At 70.1% G+C, this 16230-nt stretch carries 10 protein-coding genes; 2 read left to right on the top strand and 8 right to left on the bottom strand.

Translation table 11 applies throughout. The features are described from left to right. Positions 1-23: 23 nt before the first annotated feature. Both HF885_RS02665 and HF885_RS10530 read left to right on the top strand, forming a co-directional pair. A complete protein-coding gene (locus tag HF885_RS02665) occupies positions 24-3017 on the top strand; it encodes a VWA-like domain-containing protein (protein WP_170103426.1) in 2994 nt (997 codons plus the stop codon). A gap of 61 nt (positions 3018-3078) precedes the next feature. After that, the gene (locus tag HF885_RS10530; RefSeq protein WP_170103425.1) at positions 3079-4608 is read left to right on the top strand and encodes an ATP-binding protein; all 1530 of its coding nucleotides are present in this window, start codon (positions 3079-3081) and stop codon (positions 4606-4608) included. 29 nt (positions 4609-4637) lie between these two features. Here HF885_RS10530 and HF885_RS02655 read toward each other — a convergent pair whose 3' ends face one another. From HF885_RS02655 to HF885_RS02620, 8 genes are all read right to left on the bottom strand, one after another. Continuing rightward, entirely contained in the window at positions 4638-7370 is a 2733-nt protein-coding gene (locus HF885_RS02655) for an ABC transporter permease (RefSeq protein ID WP_170103424.1), read from the bottom strand. Between the two features lie 6 nt (positions 7371-7376). After that, on the bottom strand, positions 7377-8078 hold the full coding sequence (locus tag HF885_RS02650; RefSeq protein ID WP_170103423.1) for an ABC transporter ATP-binding protein: 702 nt from the start codon (positions 8076-8078) through the stop codon (positions 7377-7379). A 77-nt stretch (positions 8079-8155) separates the two neighbouring features. Beyond that, positions 8156-8959, bottom strand: a complete 804-nt coding sequence (locus HF885_RS02645) for an HAD family hydrolase (RefSeq protein WP_170103422.1) — start codon at positions 8957-8959, stop codon at positions 8156-8158. Positions 8960-9129: 170 nt separating this feature from the next. Continuing rightward, positions 9130-9498 (bottom strand): YolD-like family protein, encoded by a 369-nt coding sequence (locus tag HF885_RS02640; RefSeq protein WP_170103421.1) that lies wholly within the window; start codon positions 9496-9498, stop codon positions 9130-9132. Beyond that, the gene (locus tag HF885_RS02635) at positions 9491-10882 is read right to left on the bottom strand and encodes a DNA repair protein (protein WP_328804313.1); all 1392 of its coding nucleotides are present in this window, start codon (positions 10880-10882) and stop codon (positions 9491-9493) included. The genes HF885_RS02640 and HF885_RS02635 overlap by 8 nt, the downstream gene beginning before the upstream one ends. 1 nt (position 10883) lies before the next feature. Further along, a complete protein-coding gene (locus HF885_RS02630) occupies positions 10884-11465 on the bottom strand; it encodes a DJ-1 family glyoxalase III (RefSeq protein ID WP_170103420.1) in 582 nt (193 codons plus the stop codon). Positions 11466-11600: 135 nt separating this feature from the next. Further along, a complete protein-coding gene (locus HF885_RS02625) occupies positions 11601-14942 on the bottom strand; it encodes an ABC transporter ATP-binding protein/permease (RefSeq protein WP_170103419.1) in 3342 nt (1113 codons plus the stop codon). Between the two features lie 133 nt (positions 14943-15075). Continuing rightward, the gene (locus HF885_RS02620; RefSeq protein WP_268935547.1) at positions 15076-16215 is read right to left on the bottom strand and encodes a 3-deoxy-7-phosphoheptulonate synthase; all 1140 of its coding nucleotides are present in this window, start codon (positions 16213-16215) and stop codon (positions 15076-15078) included. Positions 16216-16230 lie beyond the last annotated feature (15 nt).

The following is a 16230-nucleotide window of genomic DNA, read 5'->3' as shown; positions in this document are numbered from 1 at the left end:
GGCGATCGGGAGGGGCGGCACCCATGCGTGACACAGACGCTCACACGGCAGGCGCGCGGCAGGACTCACGCGTCCAGGCGCTGCTCGAGGCCGCCCGTGCCGCCATCTGCGCACAGCCTTCGCGCGGGCAAGAGGCGCGGGCCGACGTCCGTGCGCTCGCGCCTTTCGCAGAGGCCGTCTCCGCGACGGAGGCCGTCGACCTGCTCGAGCGCGCATCGGCGTTTGGCCAGGTCGACGTGGTCGACGCCGTATGGGATGCGTTCGATGGCGACTTCGCCTACACCGGCTGGGCGCTCGCCCTCGCGCTGCGCTGCGCCTGCGAGGACGTGGCGCGCGACCTTCTCGCCCGTGGCGTCGACCTCCTGGGAGACTTCCGCAAGCCGCGCAGGCTGCGCGCTCTCATGCCGCACGAGGGCACGTTCACGCGCTTCGACCTCACGCGCGAAAGCCCGACGCTCTTCCTCAACAACATGGACCACACCGTCTCGACGGAGGTGTTCGAGCCGTTCACCGGCGTGGAGCAGCTTGCGGGATGCCCGTACGCGCGTAAGACCAGCGTGGCGGACGCGTGCGCGTGCGTCCTTCGCCTCGCGCGGGACGGGCTGTTCGACGCGACGGTGTTCGACGACCTGTTCCGCGCCGCCGTCGTCAGGGCGTGGCACGCGCTGCGCCACCCCACGAGCCGCGACCCCAAGACGGCCGAGGCCTGCTTCGACCTCGGTCGCCGCATGCTCGCCCTCCACCGCGAGCGCGGCATGGGAGACGCGAACGTCGAGCTCGTGCTCGGCAACCTCGTCGTGCCGCGCGCGGACCGCTCCGTCGTCGGGTTCGTCTGCAAGAACGCGCCGGACGTCTTCCTCGGCCGCATGATGGCCCTCGACTGGCTGCGCGCGGACGTCGACCTCCTGCGCGCCATGGTCCCGCTGCTCAGCCCCGGCACCCCCGCGCAGAACGCGGAGCTCCTGCGCATCATGGCGGGCGCCGGCCACATGCAAGAGGTCCAGACCGTGGCCGCATGGCCCCACGCGCTCGATCCGGCAAGCGCCGACGCCGCGATCCAGGCCGCGTCCGCCGCCGGCCACGCGGAGGCCGCGACGTGGCTCCTGGCCCGCAAGCAGGGCGTGCCCGCGCACGCCGCCACGGGCGAGAAGAACGCACGCCCCGCGCCCGCGCCCGCCATCGATGCCACGACCGCCGCCTTGCCGCACCGCGCCTGCGTCCCCGCCGCGCCCGCGGCGCCTGCCAGCGCAAACGCTCCCGCAGCCCCCACTGACCCCGCGCCCACCTCCCCCGCGCCCGACGCCACAGACACCCGCCACACCGAGCGCGAGGAGCTCGCCAGCCGCGTCGTCGACCTCGCGCGCGGGCTCATCGTCGCGGAGAACCCGTTTCTCGCCTCGTCGTTTGCCCTGCTAGACCTCGAGCCCGCGCACGGTGGCGCCACGTTTTCCACAGACGGGCGCACCGTGAGCTTCGACGTCGACCGCGCGCTCGCCGCGTTCACCGCCACGCGCGAGGCCCCGATCCACGACCTCATGCACGTGCTGGTCCACTGCCTCATGCTCCACCCCTTCGTCGGAGCGACCGTCGACCGCGCCGCCTGGGACCTTGCGGCGGACATCGTGGCCGAGGCCCTCGCCGCGGAGGTCGTCGGCCCGCGCGACGACGACCGCGGCCGTCACACAGAGGCCGCGCTCGACCTCATCGAGTCCACGCTCGGCGCGCGCGTCACCACGGAGCGTCTGTACCACGCCCTGCGCCGCGGCGCGTTCCAGAACGCGCGCGCGGACTGGCAGCGACTCTTTTTCGTGGACGACCACGCGCCGTGGTACCACGAGGAGTCCCCGCAGCGCCCCGCGCGTCCCGGTGCGGCCGAGAAGGACGCGGACGCCTCGGGCGAGGGCACCGGCCAGGGGTCTTCTCAGGCGGGCCCGCAGGCCGGGGACTCCCCCAAAGCCGCAGACGGCGATTCCGGCCAGGGCACCGAACCGGCAGAGCCGCAGTTCGCGGACGCCGACGATGCCAGCCCCAACGACCGCGCGCCGCAGCCGGCGGGCTCCGACTACCGCGACGGCATGTCCGACGGCGCGGAGGGTCCAGCCGCCAGCGCGGACGGCTCCCGGCAGGTCATGGCCCCCGCCGACGCCGACGGCGCGGACCACGTGCCCCCGCGCGGCCCTCAGGTATCGGGCCCGCGGCAGGAAGACGCCCAACGTCCCGCGCGCCCCTCCGCGCAGGAAGCGCGCTCCTCTCGTCCAGACCTCCGCCAGGCGGAGGAGGCATGGCGTCGCGAGGCGAAGTCCGTCCGCGTCAACCTCCAGACGCTCTCGCGCAAGAGGGGCTCCAAGCTGGGGCGTTTCGTGGGCGAGCTCGAGGTCAGCACGCACGAGCAGGTCGACTACCGCGACTTCCTGCGGCAGTTCGCCGTGCAGAGCGAGGAGATGCGCCTTTCCGACGACGAGTTCGACTACGTGTTCTACACGTACGGGCTGTCGCTGTACGGCGACATGCCGCTCATCGAGCCGCTGGAGTACCGCGACGAGAAGCGCATCCGCGACTTCGTGATCGTGATCGACACGTCGAGCTCCGTCACGCAGGACGTGGTGCAGCAGTTCGTGAACACCACGTTCGACGTGCTCACGAGCGAGTCCAGCTTCTTCCAGAAGGTGAACGTCCACATCATCCAGGCCGACCAGCGCGTCCAGAGCGACACGAAGATCACGTCGCTCGCGGAGCTCGACCGCTGGCGGCGCAACATCAAGCTGTTCGGCTTCGGCGGCACGGACTTCCGCCCCGCGTTCACGTACGTGAACGAGCTCCTTGCCAACGGCGAGTTCGACGACCTGTCCGGACTCATCTACTTCACGGACGGCTGGGGCATCTACCCCGACCGCATGCCACCGTACAAGACGACGTTCGTGTTCTACGACGAGGACCACCGGCCAGAGCTCGTGCCCGCGTGGGCCCTGCAGATCACGCTGCACCCGGGCGAGTTCGAATCCATGTCCGTGTACTAGCGCCGCGCGCCGCCGCCGCGCCATGCGCTACCATCGACGTAGCCAACCCAAGGGAGCGCGCATGAACATCCAGCAGGCAACCAGGCAGATCGAGGGCGCGGTCCGCGCGTACCTCAGCAAGGACGAGCACGGCATCTACCGCATTCCCACGCAGATGCAGCGCCCCATCATCATGATGGGTCCCCCGGGCATCGGCAAGACGGCCATCGTCAGCCAGATCGCGGACCGCCTCGGCGTCAACTTCGTCAGCTACTCCATCACGCACCACACGCGCCAGAGCGCGCTCGGCCTGCCGTACATCGCACAGAGCGAGTACGGCGGCCGCACGTACAAGGTCAGCCGCTACACCATGAGCGAGATCATCGCCGCCGCGTACGACGCGGTCGAGAAGAGCGGCATCCCGGAGGGCATCCTCTTCTTGGACGAGGTCAACTGCGCATCCGAGACCCTCATGCCCGCGATGCTGCAGTTCCTGCAGTACAAGACGTTCGGCCAGCACCGCCTGCCCGCGGGCTGGGTCATCGTCACGGCCGGAAACCCGCCGGAGTACAACCGCGCCGCGCGCGAGTTCGACCCCGCCATGATGGACCGCCTGAAGCGCATCGACGTCGAGCCCGACCTCGACGTGTGGATGGACTACGCCGTCAGCCACGGCGTGCACCCCGCCATCACCACCTACCTCGCCAACAAGCCAAAGAGCTTCTACCGCGTGCGCGCAGGCGTCAACAGCGCGCGCATGGTCACGGCACGCGGCTGGGAGGACCTCTCGCACATGATCGTCGCGTACCGCCACGAGGGCCTGGCCGTCGACCAGGACCTCGTGGCCCAGTACCTGCAAGATCGTGAGGTCTCGGAGGACTTCGGCCTCTACCTCGAGCTCTTCAGCAAGTACGAGGACGACTACAAGGTGGACCAGATCCTCGAGGGCGCCGCGGGCGAGAAGATCCTGGCCCGTGCCTCCGGCGCGCCCTTCGACGAGCGCATCGCCCTGGTGAACCTCCTTCTGGACGCGCTGCTCCAGCGCGTCCACGACGCCCAGGCGCGCGGGGGCGCGCTCGAGCGGGCCGGCCGCGAGGTGGACGATGCCGCGGACGAGCTCATCGGCCCCCAGACGGCCGCCCAGGCCGCGGCGGAGCGCATCTGCGCGAAGGCGGCCCAGGCCGCTTCGGACGCGCGCGCCAAGGGCACGGCGGACACGTCGCGCCAGCTCGTGCTCGCGGAGTGCGCGGAGGCCCTGGACGACGTGAGGGCGGAGGTCGGCCGCTGGGCCCTGGGCACGGCCGCCGGCGCCCCCGCCACGGCGCTCGACGCCGCGCGCTCCGTGCTCGCCGCGCGCCGCCGCGCCCTCGACGCCGACCTCGCGGGGGCCTCGTCCCAGCTCGACCACGCGCTCGACTTCCTGGACGCCGCGTTCGGCGCGGACGCGCAGGAGACCGTCGTGTTCGCGACGCACCTCGCCGTCGACCCGGCGTTCATGGCGTTCGCGTCCGCGCACGCGTCCACCAAGCTCGCGGAGCACGGCCGCGCGCTCATGTTCCACGAGCGCGGGCTCGACCTCCTGAAGCAGGCAGACAGGCTCGAGCGCGGCTAGGCCAGGCGCCACCGCCACCGCGCCCCGCGTCAGTCCACGCTCTTCAGCGACTCCACCATGTCCACCGCGTCGAGCCTGCGCCGCATCAGCAGAAGGACCGCCAGCGTGAACGCCATGGTCAGCGCAAACGCGAGCACAAAGCTCAGCGGGTGTATCTCGCGGCCAAACATCACGTAGTCCACCTCGGCCGTCGTGATCACGAAGCCCTCGAGCCACGTGCCCAGCGCCATGCCCACGGCGTCGCCCAGAAGCGACAGCAGCACGATCTCGCGGAAGACGTACGCGTGCACCTCGCGCCGCGTGAACCCCAGCACCTTGAGGCTCGCGATCTCGCGCACGCGCTCGGACACGTTGATGTTCGTCAGGTTGTACAGCACGATGAACGCAAGCGCCCCCGCGCTCACGATGAGCACCACCACGACCATGTTCACCACGGAGAGCATGTGGCGGTACGTCTCGATCGTCTCGCTCGAAAACGCCACGGTCGCGACGCCGTCCATGTCGTGCAGCTCGTCCGCCAGGCGCTCTTGCGCGGACGTTCCTCCGCGCACGTGCGCGAGCACGGTCGAGAAGGACGGGTCCCCCTCCTCCACGCGGCGCCAGGCGCTGCGGCCCACGTACACGACGTTGCCCACGTAGTTCTCGACGATGCCGTCGACCGTGAGCTCCACGCCCCCGCCCTTCGCGTTGCCCGCGTCGTCCTGGCCAAACAGCACGATCCTCTGTCCTGCGCGGATGCCGTACAGGCTCGCGAGCTTCTCCGTCACCAGCACGCTGTCGTCGCCAAACGCCACGGCCTCGCCCGTCTCGCGGTCGCGCATGCCCACGCAGCGCGAAAGCCCGGCGGCCGAGCGCGGCACCATGACGCTCACGCGCGTCTTCTCCGTGGCGGAGGCGGAGCCGCCCTTCCCGCGCGCCAGCATCGTGCGTCGCTCCACGCGCTCCACCCGGCGCGCGCCCGCGTCCCGAAGGCGCGCCGCCACGGCGTCCACGTCCTTCTCGGCGGCGTCCGCGTCCATGCCCACCGTGGTGTCGTAGCGGATTATGGGGCCGAACTGCCGGTCGATGATGTCCCATATGGAGTCGTGCAGGCCAAAGCCCACCAGCAGCAGCGCGGAGCAGCCGGCGATGCCCACCACCGTCATGAGCAGGCGGCGCTTGTAGCGGAACAGGTTCCTGAACGTGACCTTCCACGAGAAGGACAGCCGCCGCCACAGCGGGCCCACGCGCTCCAGGAGGATGCGCCTGCCCGCCTTGGGCGCGCGCGGCAGCATGAGGGCGGCCGGCGTCTCGCGCAGGGTGGACGCCACCGCGATCCACGTGGCCGCAAGCGTCACGCCCACGCCGAGGCCGCCGGACGAAAGCGCGATGCCGCTGCTCACGGGAAGCGGCAGGCCCAGGCTCGGCACCGCGTAGATGATGCCGTACGCGCCCGTCACGATGAGCGGCAGCGCCTGCGAGAGCACCGCGATGCCCAGGACGGCGCCCGCGCCGGCCGCGAGCAGCGCGTACGCAAGGTACATCGCCGCGATGCGGGCGCGGCCGTAGCCCAGCGCCTTGTGCGTGCCGATCTTCTGGCGGTCGTCCTCGACCATGCGGGTCATCGTCGTGAGCGCCACTAGGGCCGCGACCAAGAAGAACATGGCGGGAAACACCGCGGCTATGTGGTCCATGCGCTCCGTGTCAGCCTGGTAGGTGGCCGCGCCCTCGCTCTGCGTGCGGTCGAGCACGTAGACCTCCGGCCCCTGCATGGCGTCCACCTTGGCCTGGGCCTCGTCTATCTGGCGCTGCGCCGCGGCCAGGCCATCCTGCGCCTGCGCCGCCGCGGCAGGGGCGATCTCTGCGGGGGCGACCGCGTCGGGGGCGGCCACTGCCTGTCGCTGCGCCTCCAGCTCGCGCGCCTTCGCGTCCACCTGCGCCTGCGCGTCAGCCTTTAGGTCCTGGAAGCGCTCCCTCGCCGCCGCGACGGCGGTACGGCGCACGCGCCCTGCCACGGCGTCCACGCGGCGCTCGTACGCGGAAGAGCCGCTCTCAAGCCCGCGCGCGCCCTCAACGGCAAGGTACGCCGTCGTGTACGGCACGTCCTTGGAAAACGTGGCGTCCGTCACGTACACGTACTGCCCGATGGTGCCGTCGCCCAGGGTCGTCGTGCCAAACGAGCCGGTGTACGGGTAGTCAGGCGAGCTCACGGTGCCCACGACGGTGAGCGTGCGCCGCACGAGCACGGAGTCCACGTCGCCTGCGGAGGACGTCACGCGCACGACGTCGCCCACCCTCAGCGGCGCCGTCGTCGAGTCCGCGGAGGCGACGCACTCCCCCGCCGCCCTCGGCCAGCGGCCGCTTGCCAGGCGCGCGCGGTTGAGGTAGTCGTCCTTCGACGACGTGACGGCAAAGGGCCCGCTCGCGCGGCTTGCGCGCGCCGCGTCGGCGTCCACGGACGAGACGCGCACGGCCACGCTCTTGCCGGCCGCCTCGGCCATCACGTCCACCGTGCGCGCGGGCATGGCCGCCTCCACGCCGTCCACCTTGCGCAGGCGCGCCACGGCCGCGTCGTCGAGCCCCTGCGAGGACACCACCTTGAGGTCCCACAGCGCGCAGCCGTCGTACCAGCGGTCCGCGGCAATGCGCATGTCAGGCCCGCACATCCGCAAGCCCGCATAGAAGCCGCAGCCCAGGGCCACGATGCCCAGTATCGCCAGGAAGCGCCCGAGCGAGCCGCGCACGCCGCGGGCGATCTCCACCATGTATGCGGAGCGTCCCATGGCGGCCTACCACTCCACCGTCTGGGCGTCCGCGGGATGCGCGTTGGTCTCGACGGAGGCGGCACGCCCTTCTCGCACGTGGATGACGCGGTCCGCTATCTGCGTGAACGCGAGGTTGTGCGTCACGATGACCACGGTGCGGCCCGTGTCGCGACACGTGTCCTGCAGAAGCCCCAGGACCTGCTTGCCCGTGCGGTAGTCGAGGGCGCCCGTGGGCTCGTCGCACAAGAGCAGCTTCGGGTTCTTCGCGAGGGCGCGTGCGATGGCGACGCGCTGCTGCTCGCCGCCGGAGAGCTGCGCGGGGAAGTTGTCCGCGCGCTCCGCGAGCCCCACCTGCGCAAGCACGTCCGCCGCCGGCAGCGGGTCGCGGCAGATCTGGCTCGCCAGCTCCACGTTCTCCAGCGCGGTGAGGTTCTGGACCAGGTTGTAGAACTGGAACACGAAGCCCACGTCGTGGCGGCGGTACCGCGTCAGCTCGCGCTCGCCCATCGCGCTCACGAGCCGCCCGTCCAGGCGGATGGTGCCGGACGTGCATGAGTCCATGCCGCCCAGCAGGTTGAGCACCGTGGTCTTGCCGGCGCCCGACGGCCCGACGATGACGGCAAGCTCCCCGCGCTCGATGGAGAAGTCCATGCCGTCAAGCGCGCGGACCTCCACCTCGCCGGTGCGATAGATCTTGCGGACGTCCTCGAACTCCACAAACGACATGCGAAGCACCCCTGCTCACCATTCTGTCACGGCGAGAGGGGCGTTTCAAACCGCCTGCGGCAGACGGATGCGGTGCGCTAGCGCCGGACCTGGCGCGCTCCCGCGCGGCCGGCCGCGGCGGCCCTGCGGGCCTTGCGGGCGTCGCGGCGCTGCGAGAGCCCCATGTAGAACAGGGCGACGCCCACGAGCAGCCCCACGGAGAGCACCATCATGCCCGCGATCGAGGGGAAGGTGTCGGAAAGGTACACCACGAAGCTCGCCGCGACGACGGCTGCGCCCGCAAGCAGCGGCACGGCGGCGTGCCCCCTCGCGGGCTCGAGGGGAGCCTCCGCCCCCAGCTCCGCGCGAAGCCCGCCGTCCGAGCCGTCCGCGCGCAGGAACGCGGGCTCTTCTCCCCACTGCGCGGCCTGGGCCACGTCATCCAGCAGCGCCGCGACGCCGCCTTCGTGCACGCCCGGCACCAGCGTGCGCGCGCACGAGCGCGCCGCCTGCGACGAGTCGCGGGTGGCGACGGACCTTGGCACGGCCGAGAGGAGCTCCGCGTCCGCGCTGGCGCCGCCCAGCACCAGCACCTCGCCCAGCGCCACGCCGAGCCGGCGCATGAGCGCGCGGGCGCCCTCGAGCCGCGACGCCGTGCGCTCGCCGAGCGGCATGCCGTCCGCGACGACGAGCGCGCCGTCCCGGAGCACGGCGTTCTGCAGGCAGGACTCGTCGCCGCGCAGCAGCGTGAGCGCCTGGGTGCGGTCGCGCGCCGTCATGGGGGCAAGCAGGATCCCCGCGTGCAGGACCTTGTGCAGGTGCTCGAGCACGGCCTGGTCAAGCGGCCTGCCGTCGCGGGTCCCCAGGGCGCGGTCCATGTCCACGAGTACGAGTCTGATCAAGCCGAAGTCCCTCCCCTTGTGCGTGCGCGGCGGCGCCGCCCATCGTCGCTTGTTATGCCCCGTGCGTAAGACATCTTCCACCAAAAGCGGCCCGCGGCCGCCCATCTGCAGAAAAGCGGCATTAACGTGGCGGTGGCGTGAACGCGCCTACGTGCGCGGCGCCGGAACGCCTACCCTGCGTCCTCGATCGCCGCGACGGAATCGAACGGGATCTTCTCGCCCACCACGCACAGGAGGGCATCCGCCGTAAGCACCCGGCTGACGCAGCCCACGGTCCTGACGTAGCGGCCGTCCACGTAGTGCGTCACGGCCACCAGCTGGCCGGGCGCGAGCTCGCGGATCTGGCGGGACAGCCGCTCGCGCTGCTCGTCGGAAAGGTCCACTCGCGGCACGTTCAGCAGCTCCTCCTCGCGCTCCCGCAGCATCTGGCGGTAGCCCGGCAGCGGATCGAACGGTATGAAGATCTTCGCGCGCTCGCTCATGGGCATGTGCGGGCGGCGCACCACGTGCCCGCCCGGGACGGGCGCCCTGCTAGCCACTGCGGTGTCCCCCTATCTGCCCGTTGCGCTCGCGCTGGGTGGCCTCGGGCAGAAGGTCCATGCCCTTCAGGAGCGCGTTCTTGCCGAACTTGCGCTTGACCTCGCTTATGGCCTGCTGGCGGCGGCGCTCGCGCTCGAGCTGGGCGCCGTCCTGAAACAGCCCCATCTGCTCGCCGGTGCCCTCCGGCGTCACGCCCGTGAGCGTCATCGTCAGGCGGTGTATGGGGCGCCCGTGGTCCGCCATCTGCTCAAACAGCGCGGTCGCGGCGCGCATCACCTCCGTGCGCGAGCTCGTGGGCACGGCGAGGCGGGCGCTTCCGCCCTCGGCGAACTCGCCCCAGCGCACGCGCGCGCCGTGCTCCCCCGCGCGGCCGTCCGCCCCCTGGGCCGCCGCCTGCCGGCGGAGCTCGTCCTTCTCGGCCGCGGAGAGGCGGTAGCCTATGGCGATGCTCACGCCCCGCGCCACCAGGCCCTTCTCCACCAGCTGCAGCGCAAGGTCGTCCGCCATCTCCTTCGCCACCAGAAGGCCGCCCGCGAAGTCCTTGTCCTGGCCCAGCACCTGCCCGGACGAGAGCGACTTGTCCTTTGACCGGTACGCCTTGATGTCCGCGATGGTCACGGGCTCGCGGCCCCACGCGTGGTCTATCAGGATCTCGGCGTCCACGCCGAACGCGCGGTACAGCGGCTCCTGCGGGTGCACGGCGAGCTGGCCCATCGTGTGGATGCCAAGCCCGGCAAGGCGGCGCGCCGTGCCGGGGCCAACGCGCCAGAAGTCCGTTATGGGGCGGTGCGTCCACAGCGTGTCGCGGTACGTCTGCTCGTCCAGCACGCCAAAGAAGTCCGGGCTGTGCTTCGCCGTGATGTCGAGCGCCACCTTCGCCAGGTACATGTTCGTGCCCAGGCCGCACGTCGCGGGGATGCCCGTGGTGCGCACCACGTCCCGGCGTATGCGCTCGCCCAGCTCGCGCGCAGAGCACCCGTACAGGTCCAGGTAGCCGGTCACGTCCAGGAACGCCTCGTCGATGGAGTACACGTGCATGTCCTCCGGCGCCACGTAGCGCAGGTAGACGGAGTAGATGTCCGCCGAGCGCTCCATGTACAGGTGCATGCGCGGCGGCGCGATGATGAAGTCCAGCCCCTCCGGCACCTCGAACAGCCGGCAGCGGTTGCGCACGCCCTTCGCCTTGAGCGAGGGCGACACGGCCAGGCATATTGTCTTCTTGGTGCGCGACGCGTCGGCCACCACCAGGTCCGTCGTCATGGGGTCGAGCCCGCGCTCCACGCACTCGACGGAGGCATAGAAGCTCTTGAGGTCGATCACCAGGTACTGGCGTGGGCGAGAAGGACGCGCCGGCGCGGCGGCGCCGGCGTCGTGCGCAGCCACGCTAGCCCTGGTAGACGATCTTGCGCTTCACGTCCTCGACGGCGTCATCGCCCAGGAAGTGGCGCACGAGCTCGAGGCCCAGCTCCACGGCCGTGCCCAGCCCCTTGCTCGTCATGATGTTGCCGTCCGTGACGACGGCGTCCTGGAGCACTCGCGCCCCGTGCTCGGCAAGCACGTGCTGGAAGTTGGGGTTGCTCGTGGCGTCCCTGCCCTCGAGCAGGCCGAGCTCCGCCAGGATGGACGGCGCCGCGCAGATGGCGGCGACCGCGCGGCCGGACGTGGCGAACGCGCGCACCGCGTCGCATAGCGGCTCGCACGCGCGCAGGTTCTTCGTGCCGGGCATGCCGCCGGGCAGCACCAGCATGTCGTACGCGGCAAAGTCGAAGTCCTCGTCCGCGATGGTGCGGTCGCACACGACCGTGACCTCGTGGCTGGACGTGACGGCGAGGTTGTCCGTTATGGACACCTTGTCGCACGGGACGCCCGCCCTGTACAGAAGGTCCGTGAGCACGAGCGCCTCGCACTCCTCGAGGCCGTTTGCGAAGAAGACCGCCACGCGCTTCTCGGTCTGTCCCTTGAACATGACTTCCTCCAGATTCCGGGCCCAAGGCGCAGGCCCCGCGGCACGACGGCCGCCTCGGCTGACGCATACGAGCATACCGCAAGCGCCGGACGCGAATGCGCCCGGCACGCTCGCGACGCCGTCACTCCGGCGGCGCTACTCGCTCCGGAGCGACTCCACCGGGTCGTTCCGGCTCGCCTTCGTGGACGGGATGAGCCCACCCAAGAACGTGAGCAGCACGCTGATGCCTATGAGTGCGAGCGCGCTTTCCCACGGTAACATCATGATGTCGGGGATGCCCTTCCACGCGAGCACCGCGTGGTTCACGGGTACCTGCGCCACGAGCACCACCGCGATGGCGAGCACGCCCGCGATGAGGCCCTCGATCACGGTCTCGGCGTTGAAGACGTTCGCGACGTTCAGCTTCGAGGCGCCCATGGCGCGCAGGACGCCGATCTCCTTCTTGCGCTCGAGCACCGAGATGTACGTGATGATGCCGATCATGATGGAGCTCACCACGAGCGAGATGGACACGAACGCGATGAGCACCATCGAGATCATGTTCACGATGTCCGTGACGGAGCTCATGAGCGAGCCCGCGACGTCGGAGTACTGGATCTTCTGGCCGTCCTGTCCCTTGGCGGCCTTCGAGCGGTTGTACTCGTCTATCACCTTGAGCAGCGACTCCTTGGCCGCGAAGTCCTTAGGGTAGATGCTCACGGACTCCGGGCTCGACGCATCCGCGAAACCGAGCTTCCGCATGTTCGAGTCGTACGTGAGCTTGTCCGCGCTCGCGTAGTTGTCAAGGAGCGAGCGCAGGTCGTCCGCCGTCATGTTCAGGTGGATGGCGCTCGCGAACGCCTCCGGGTCTACGGAGAACCCGTTCTGCAGCGCGCCGGAGAGCGCGGCCATCCTGCCGGCGACCTGTTGCGACACGGCGGCGGAGAGCTGCGTGCCCAGGCTTTGGGTCGCCGCGCTCACCTGGGCGGACATCTGGCTCGCAAGCTGCGTGGCCATGACCTGCGCCGCCTGCTGCACCAGGGCGTCCACCTGGCCTTTGACGTAGTCGCCCACGTAGCCCATGTACTGCTGGTACAGCGCGCTCGCGCTTGCGAACGCGTCGTCCCCGAGGTCCGCCTTCAGCTGCGAAAGCACGGCCTGGGCCTCTGGCGTCTGGGAGTACGCGTCCCACGAGGAGTCCGCGCCCTCGCCCAAGCCCTGCCGCCAGGCGAGGTAGCCCGTGACGAGCGCAGTCGAGGCCTTGTCGACCGCCTGGCCCTGATCTTCGGTCAGCGCAAGCCCGTTCTTCTCGGCATACGCCGAGAAGGGCTCGATTCCCCTCAGGATGCCCTGCACGGTGTCCGCGCTCAGCACGTTGTCCAGGGCGGACGTGTCGAGGGTCATGGCCGAGGGGTCGAAGCCCGCCTGGTCGAGCGAGATGCCCGAAAGGTCGAGCGCCGAGGAGTCGAGGCCGCCGGCCGCCGCGCTCACGGCGGAGGTGTCGATGGTGAACGCGCGCTTGAGCGCGTCCTGGTCCACGGTGAACATCTTGCGCATGTCGAAGCTGGTCTGCGACTGCTGCAGCTCCAGGAACGTCTTGCCCGTGAACACGTCCACATCGCGCCTGGCCTGCTGCTCGCGCACGATCTGCGAGCTGGCGGCGCGACGCATGAGCTCCTGCGTGAGCGCGGGCGTGTACGCGACGCCCTCCTTCACGAGGCCGGACTGCGCGTCGCCCTTTGGCCTGATGACGCCCACGATCTTGAGCCTGATGCCGTTTTGCACCTGCTGCCTCATGTACGCCTCGTCCCCGGACATGTCCGTCCACGTGCCCTGGGCGTCGTTTCTCTGATAGAGGTTCGCGGACGGCACCACGGAGAACGTCATGCCCAGCGCGTCGTCGTACGTGAAGTCGCGGCGGTCCTTGCGCGAGACCTCCACCTTCTGGCCGCCGAGCGCCGCGTCCGTCATCCTCTGCATGCTCTTGGGGTCGTAGAACCCTATGCCATACAGCGTGTAGTCGCTCACCTCGCCCTTGCGGTTCAGCACGAGCACGGCCTCGTCCGCCGCCTTCGGCCACTTGCCCCTCACGAGGCTCATGTTGCTGCGCAGGAGGCGCTCGTCGCTCACGAGCTGCGTGAACGTGCCGGAGGAGGAGCTTCCGCCCGTGAGCGCCGACCCCATGACGCCGCCCTGCAGCGTGGCGGCGACGCTGGAGGGGTTAAGCCGCGTGACGCCCTTCGACGTGTCGGCCATGTATATCTGCGGCGTCACGTCGTAGTCGTACTCCACGGCGTTCGCGTAGCGTCCCACCTTCTTGCGGTGCGCGTCCAGGTACGTCTTGAACGAGCCGAGGTCGTTGCTCTTGACCTGCGCGAACATGTCCGTGACGATGGCGCGCTGCGGGATGTCGTCGCTGCCCTTCGCGCGCTTCGCTCCAGAGCGCGCGCCTGTGGTGCCACCGAGGCCAGAGTCGCCCATGCCGTAGCCCATGAGCTTCGAGAAGTCGAAGCTGCTCTTCGTGATGGTGAGCGGGTAGCTGCTGAGCGCGCCCTCCTCCGTCCGCGCGATGTAGTGGTTCACGCCGTTGGAGAGCGCCAGGATCGCCGCGATGCCGATGATGCCGATCGACCCGGCGAACGCGGTCATGAACGTGCGGCCCTTCTTCGTCATGAGGTTGTTGAACGAAAGCGAGAGCGCCGTGAGGAAGCCCATCGACGCCCGGCCGCCCTTGTCCTTCTCGGCCGTGCGCCCCGTGGGAAGCGGCGCCTGGGCGGCGTCGCCCGCGGGCGAGAGGGACGCGGCCACGGGCTCGTCGGCGCGGATCGGGTCGCTGTCGTCCACGATGCGGCCGTCGCGCACGCGGACGATGCGCGTGGCGTAGCGCTCCGCGAGCTCCGGGTTGTGCGTGACCATGACCACGAGGCGGTCGCGCGCGACGTCGCGCAGGATGTTCATCACCTGGATGCCGGTGTCGGTGTCGAGGGCGCCCGTCGGCTCGTCCGCGAGCACGATGTCCGGGTCGTTCACGAGGGCGCGCGCGATGGCGACGCGCTGCATCTGCCCGCCGGAGAGCTGCGCCGGGCGCTTGCGCACGTGGTCGGCGAGGCCGACGGCCGCCAGGGCCTCCGTCGCGCGGCGCCGGCGCTCGGCGCGGCCCACCCCCGCGAGCGTGAGCGCGAGCTCCACGTTGGAGAGCACGCTCTGGTGCGGGATGAGGTTGTAGCTCTGGAAGACGAAGCCCACGCGGTGGTTGCGGTACGTGTCCCAGTCCTTGGACGAGTAGTCCCTCGTCGAGACGCCGTTGATCACGATCTCGCCGGAGTCCGCGCGGTCGAGGCCGCCCAGGATGTTGAGCATGGTCGTCTTTCCGGAGCCCGAGGGCCCCAGGATCGCGACGAACTCGCTGTCGCGAAACGCCACGGACACGTCGTCCAGGGCGACCTGCGTGAAGTCGTCCGTCCTGTATGCCTTGCGGATGTGCTTGAGCTGGAGCATGCGGTTCCCTTCAGGAAGTTGTCAGGGGCTAGCATACCCGCGCCCACGCCCGACGGCTTCCGCGGAGCCGCGCGGCGCCGCAAGGCTCCACCCCGCGCACACAGCCCCAAGGTACGGGTCGCGGCGGGCGTGGCTACACGCGCTCCGCCATGTCCAGCACGAGGCGCTCCGTCCCCTCCCAGCCGATGCACGCGTCCGTTATCGACTTTCCGTACACGCCGCCGCCGACGGGCTGGTTGCCGTCCACCAGGTACGACTCCACCATGAAGCCGCGGAAGATGCTCGCGATGTCGGGCGAGCGGCGCACGGAGTCGAGCACCTCGTTCACGATGCGTGGCTGCTCCAGCGGGCGCTTGCCGGAGTTGTCGTGGTTGCAGTCGATCACGACGGCCGGGTTCTCGTACTTGCCGTGCGTGTAGGCGATGGCGAGGCGCTCCAGGTACTCGTAGTGGTAGTTGGGGTAGTTGATGCCGTCGAGCCCCACGTAGCCGCGCAGCAGCGCGTGCGCGAGGGGGTTGCCCGTCGTGTGGACCTCCCAGTTGCGGAAGATGAAGTCCTGGGGCGCCTGCGCCGCGTAGATGGAGTTGAGCATGACGGAGGTGGAGCCGCCCGTGGGGTTCTTCATGCCCACCGGCACGGGGATGCCGCCGGCCACCAGGCGGTGCTCCTGGTTCTCGACGGAGCGCGCGCCCACGGCGACGTAGCTCAGCACGTCCACCAGGTACTGGTAGTTGGAGGGGTACAGCATCTCGTCCGCCGTGAACATGCCCGTCTCCTCCACCACGCGCAGGTGCATGCGGCGGATGGCCCTCACGCCCTCCAGGAGGTCGGGCGCGCCCTCCGGGTCGGGGTTGTGCAGCAGCCCCTTGTAGCCCGTGCCGTTCGTGCGCGGCTTGTTCGTGTACACGCGCGGGATCATCAGGACCTTGTCCGCGACGCGCTCCTGCAACGCCGCGAGGCGCGTGACGTAGTCGAGCACGGAGTCCTCGCGGTCGGCCGAGCACGGCCCTATTATGAGCAGGATCCTCTTGTCCTCGCCGCGAATGACGGCGGCGACCTGGGCGTCGAACGCCTCCTTGCGCCTGGCCATCTCCAGCGAGAGCGGCATGGCCTCGCGTATCTCCATGGGAATGGGAAGGCGGCGCTTGAACTGCATGGACATGTTCTTCTCCTCCTGGGAGCGTAGGTGATGAGCGATGCGACGCGGCGACGCGGCGCAGTCTGCGCATTCTCGCACGGGATGCTTTCTTGCGCTTGTCGGCAAGGTTAACATTTGGAGCCTTTTTTC

The sequence above is a fragment of the Parafannyhessea umbonata genome (assembly GCF_012844235.1).
Taxonomy (GTDB): domain Bacteria; phylum Actinomycetota; class Coriobacteriia; order Coriobacteriales; family Atopobiaceae; genus Parafannyhessea.
The sequence above is the reverse complement of the archived record's forward strand: the minus strand, read 5'-3'. Positions and strand labels throughout refer to the sequence as shown.

Bases quoted from the DNA above. Each gene is read 5' to 3' on its own strand.
- HF885_RS02665 (WP_170103426.1), top strand. From the start codon at position 24: ATGCGTGACACAGACGCTCACACGGCAGGCGCGCGGCAGGACTCACGC.
- HF885_RS10530 (WP_170103425.1), top strand. From the start codon at position 3,079: ATGAACATCCAGCAGGCAACCAGGCAGATCGAGGGCGCGGTCCGCGCG.
- HF885_RS02655 (WP_170103424.1), bottom strand. From the start codon at position 7,370: ATGGGACGCTCCGCATACATGGTGGAGATCGCCCGCGGCGTGCGCGGC.
- HF885_RS02650 (WP_170103423.1), bottom strand. From the start codon at position 8,078: ATGTCGTTTGTGGAGTTCGAGGACGTCCGCAAGATCTATCGCACCGGC.
- HF885_RS02630 (WP_170103420.1), bottom strand. From the start codon at position 11,465: ATGTTCAAGGGACAGACCGAGAAGCGCGTGGCGGTCTTCTTCGCAAAC.
- HF885_RS02625 (WP_170103419.1), bottom strand. From the start codon at position 14,942: ATGCTCCAGCTCAAGCACATCCGCAAGGCATACAGGACGGACGACTTC.
- HF885_RS02620 (WP_268935547.1), bottom strand. From the start codon at position 16,215: ATGTTAACCTTGCCGACAAGCGCAAGAAAGCATCCCGTGCGAGAATGC.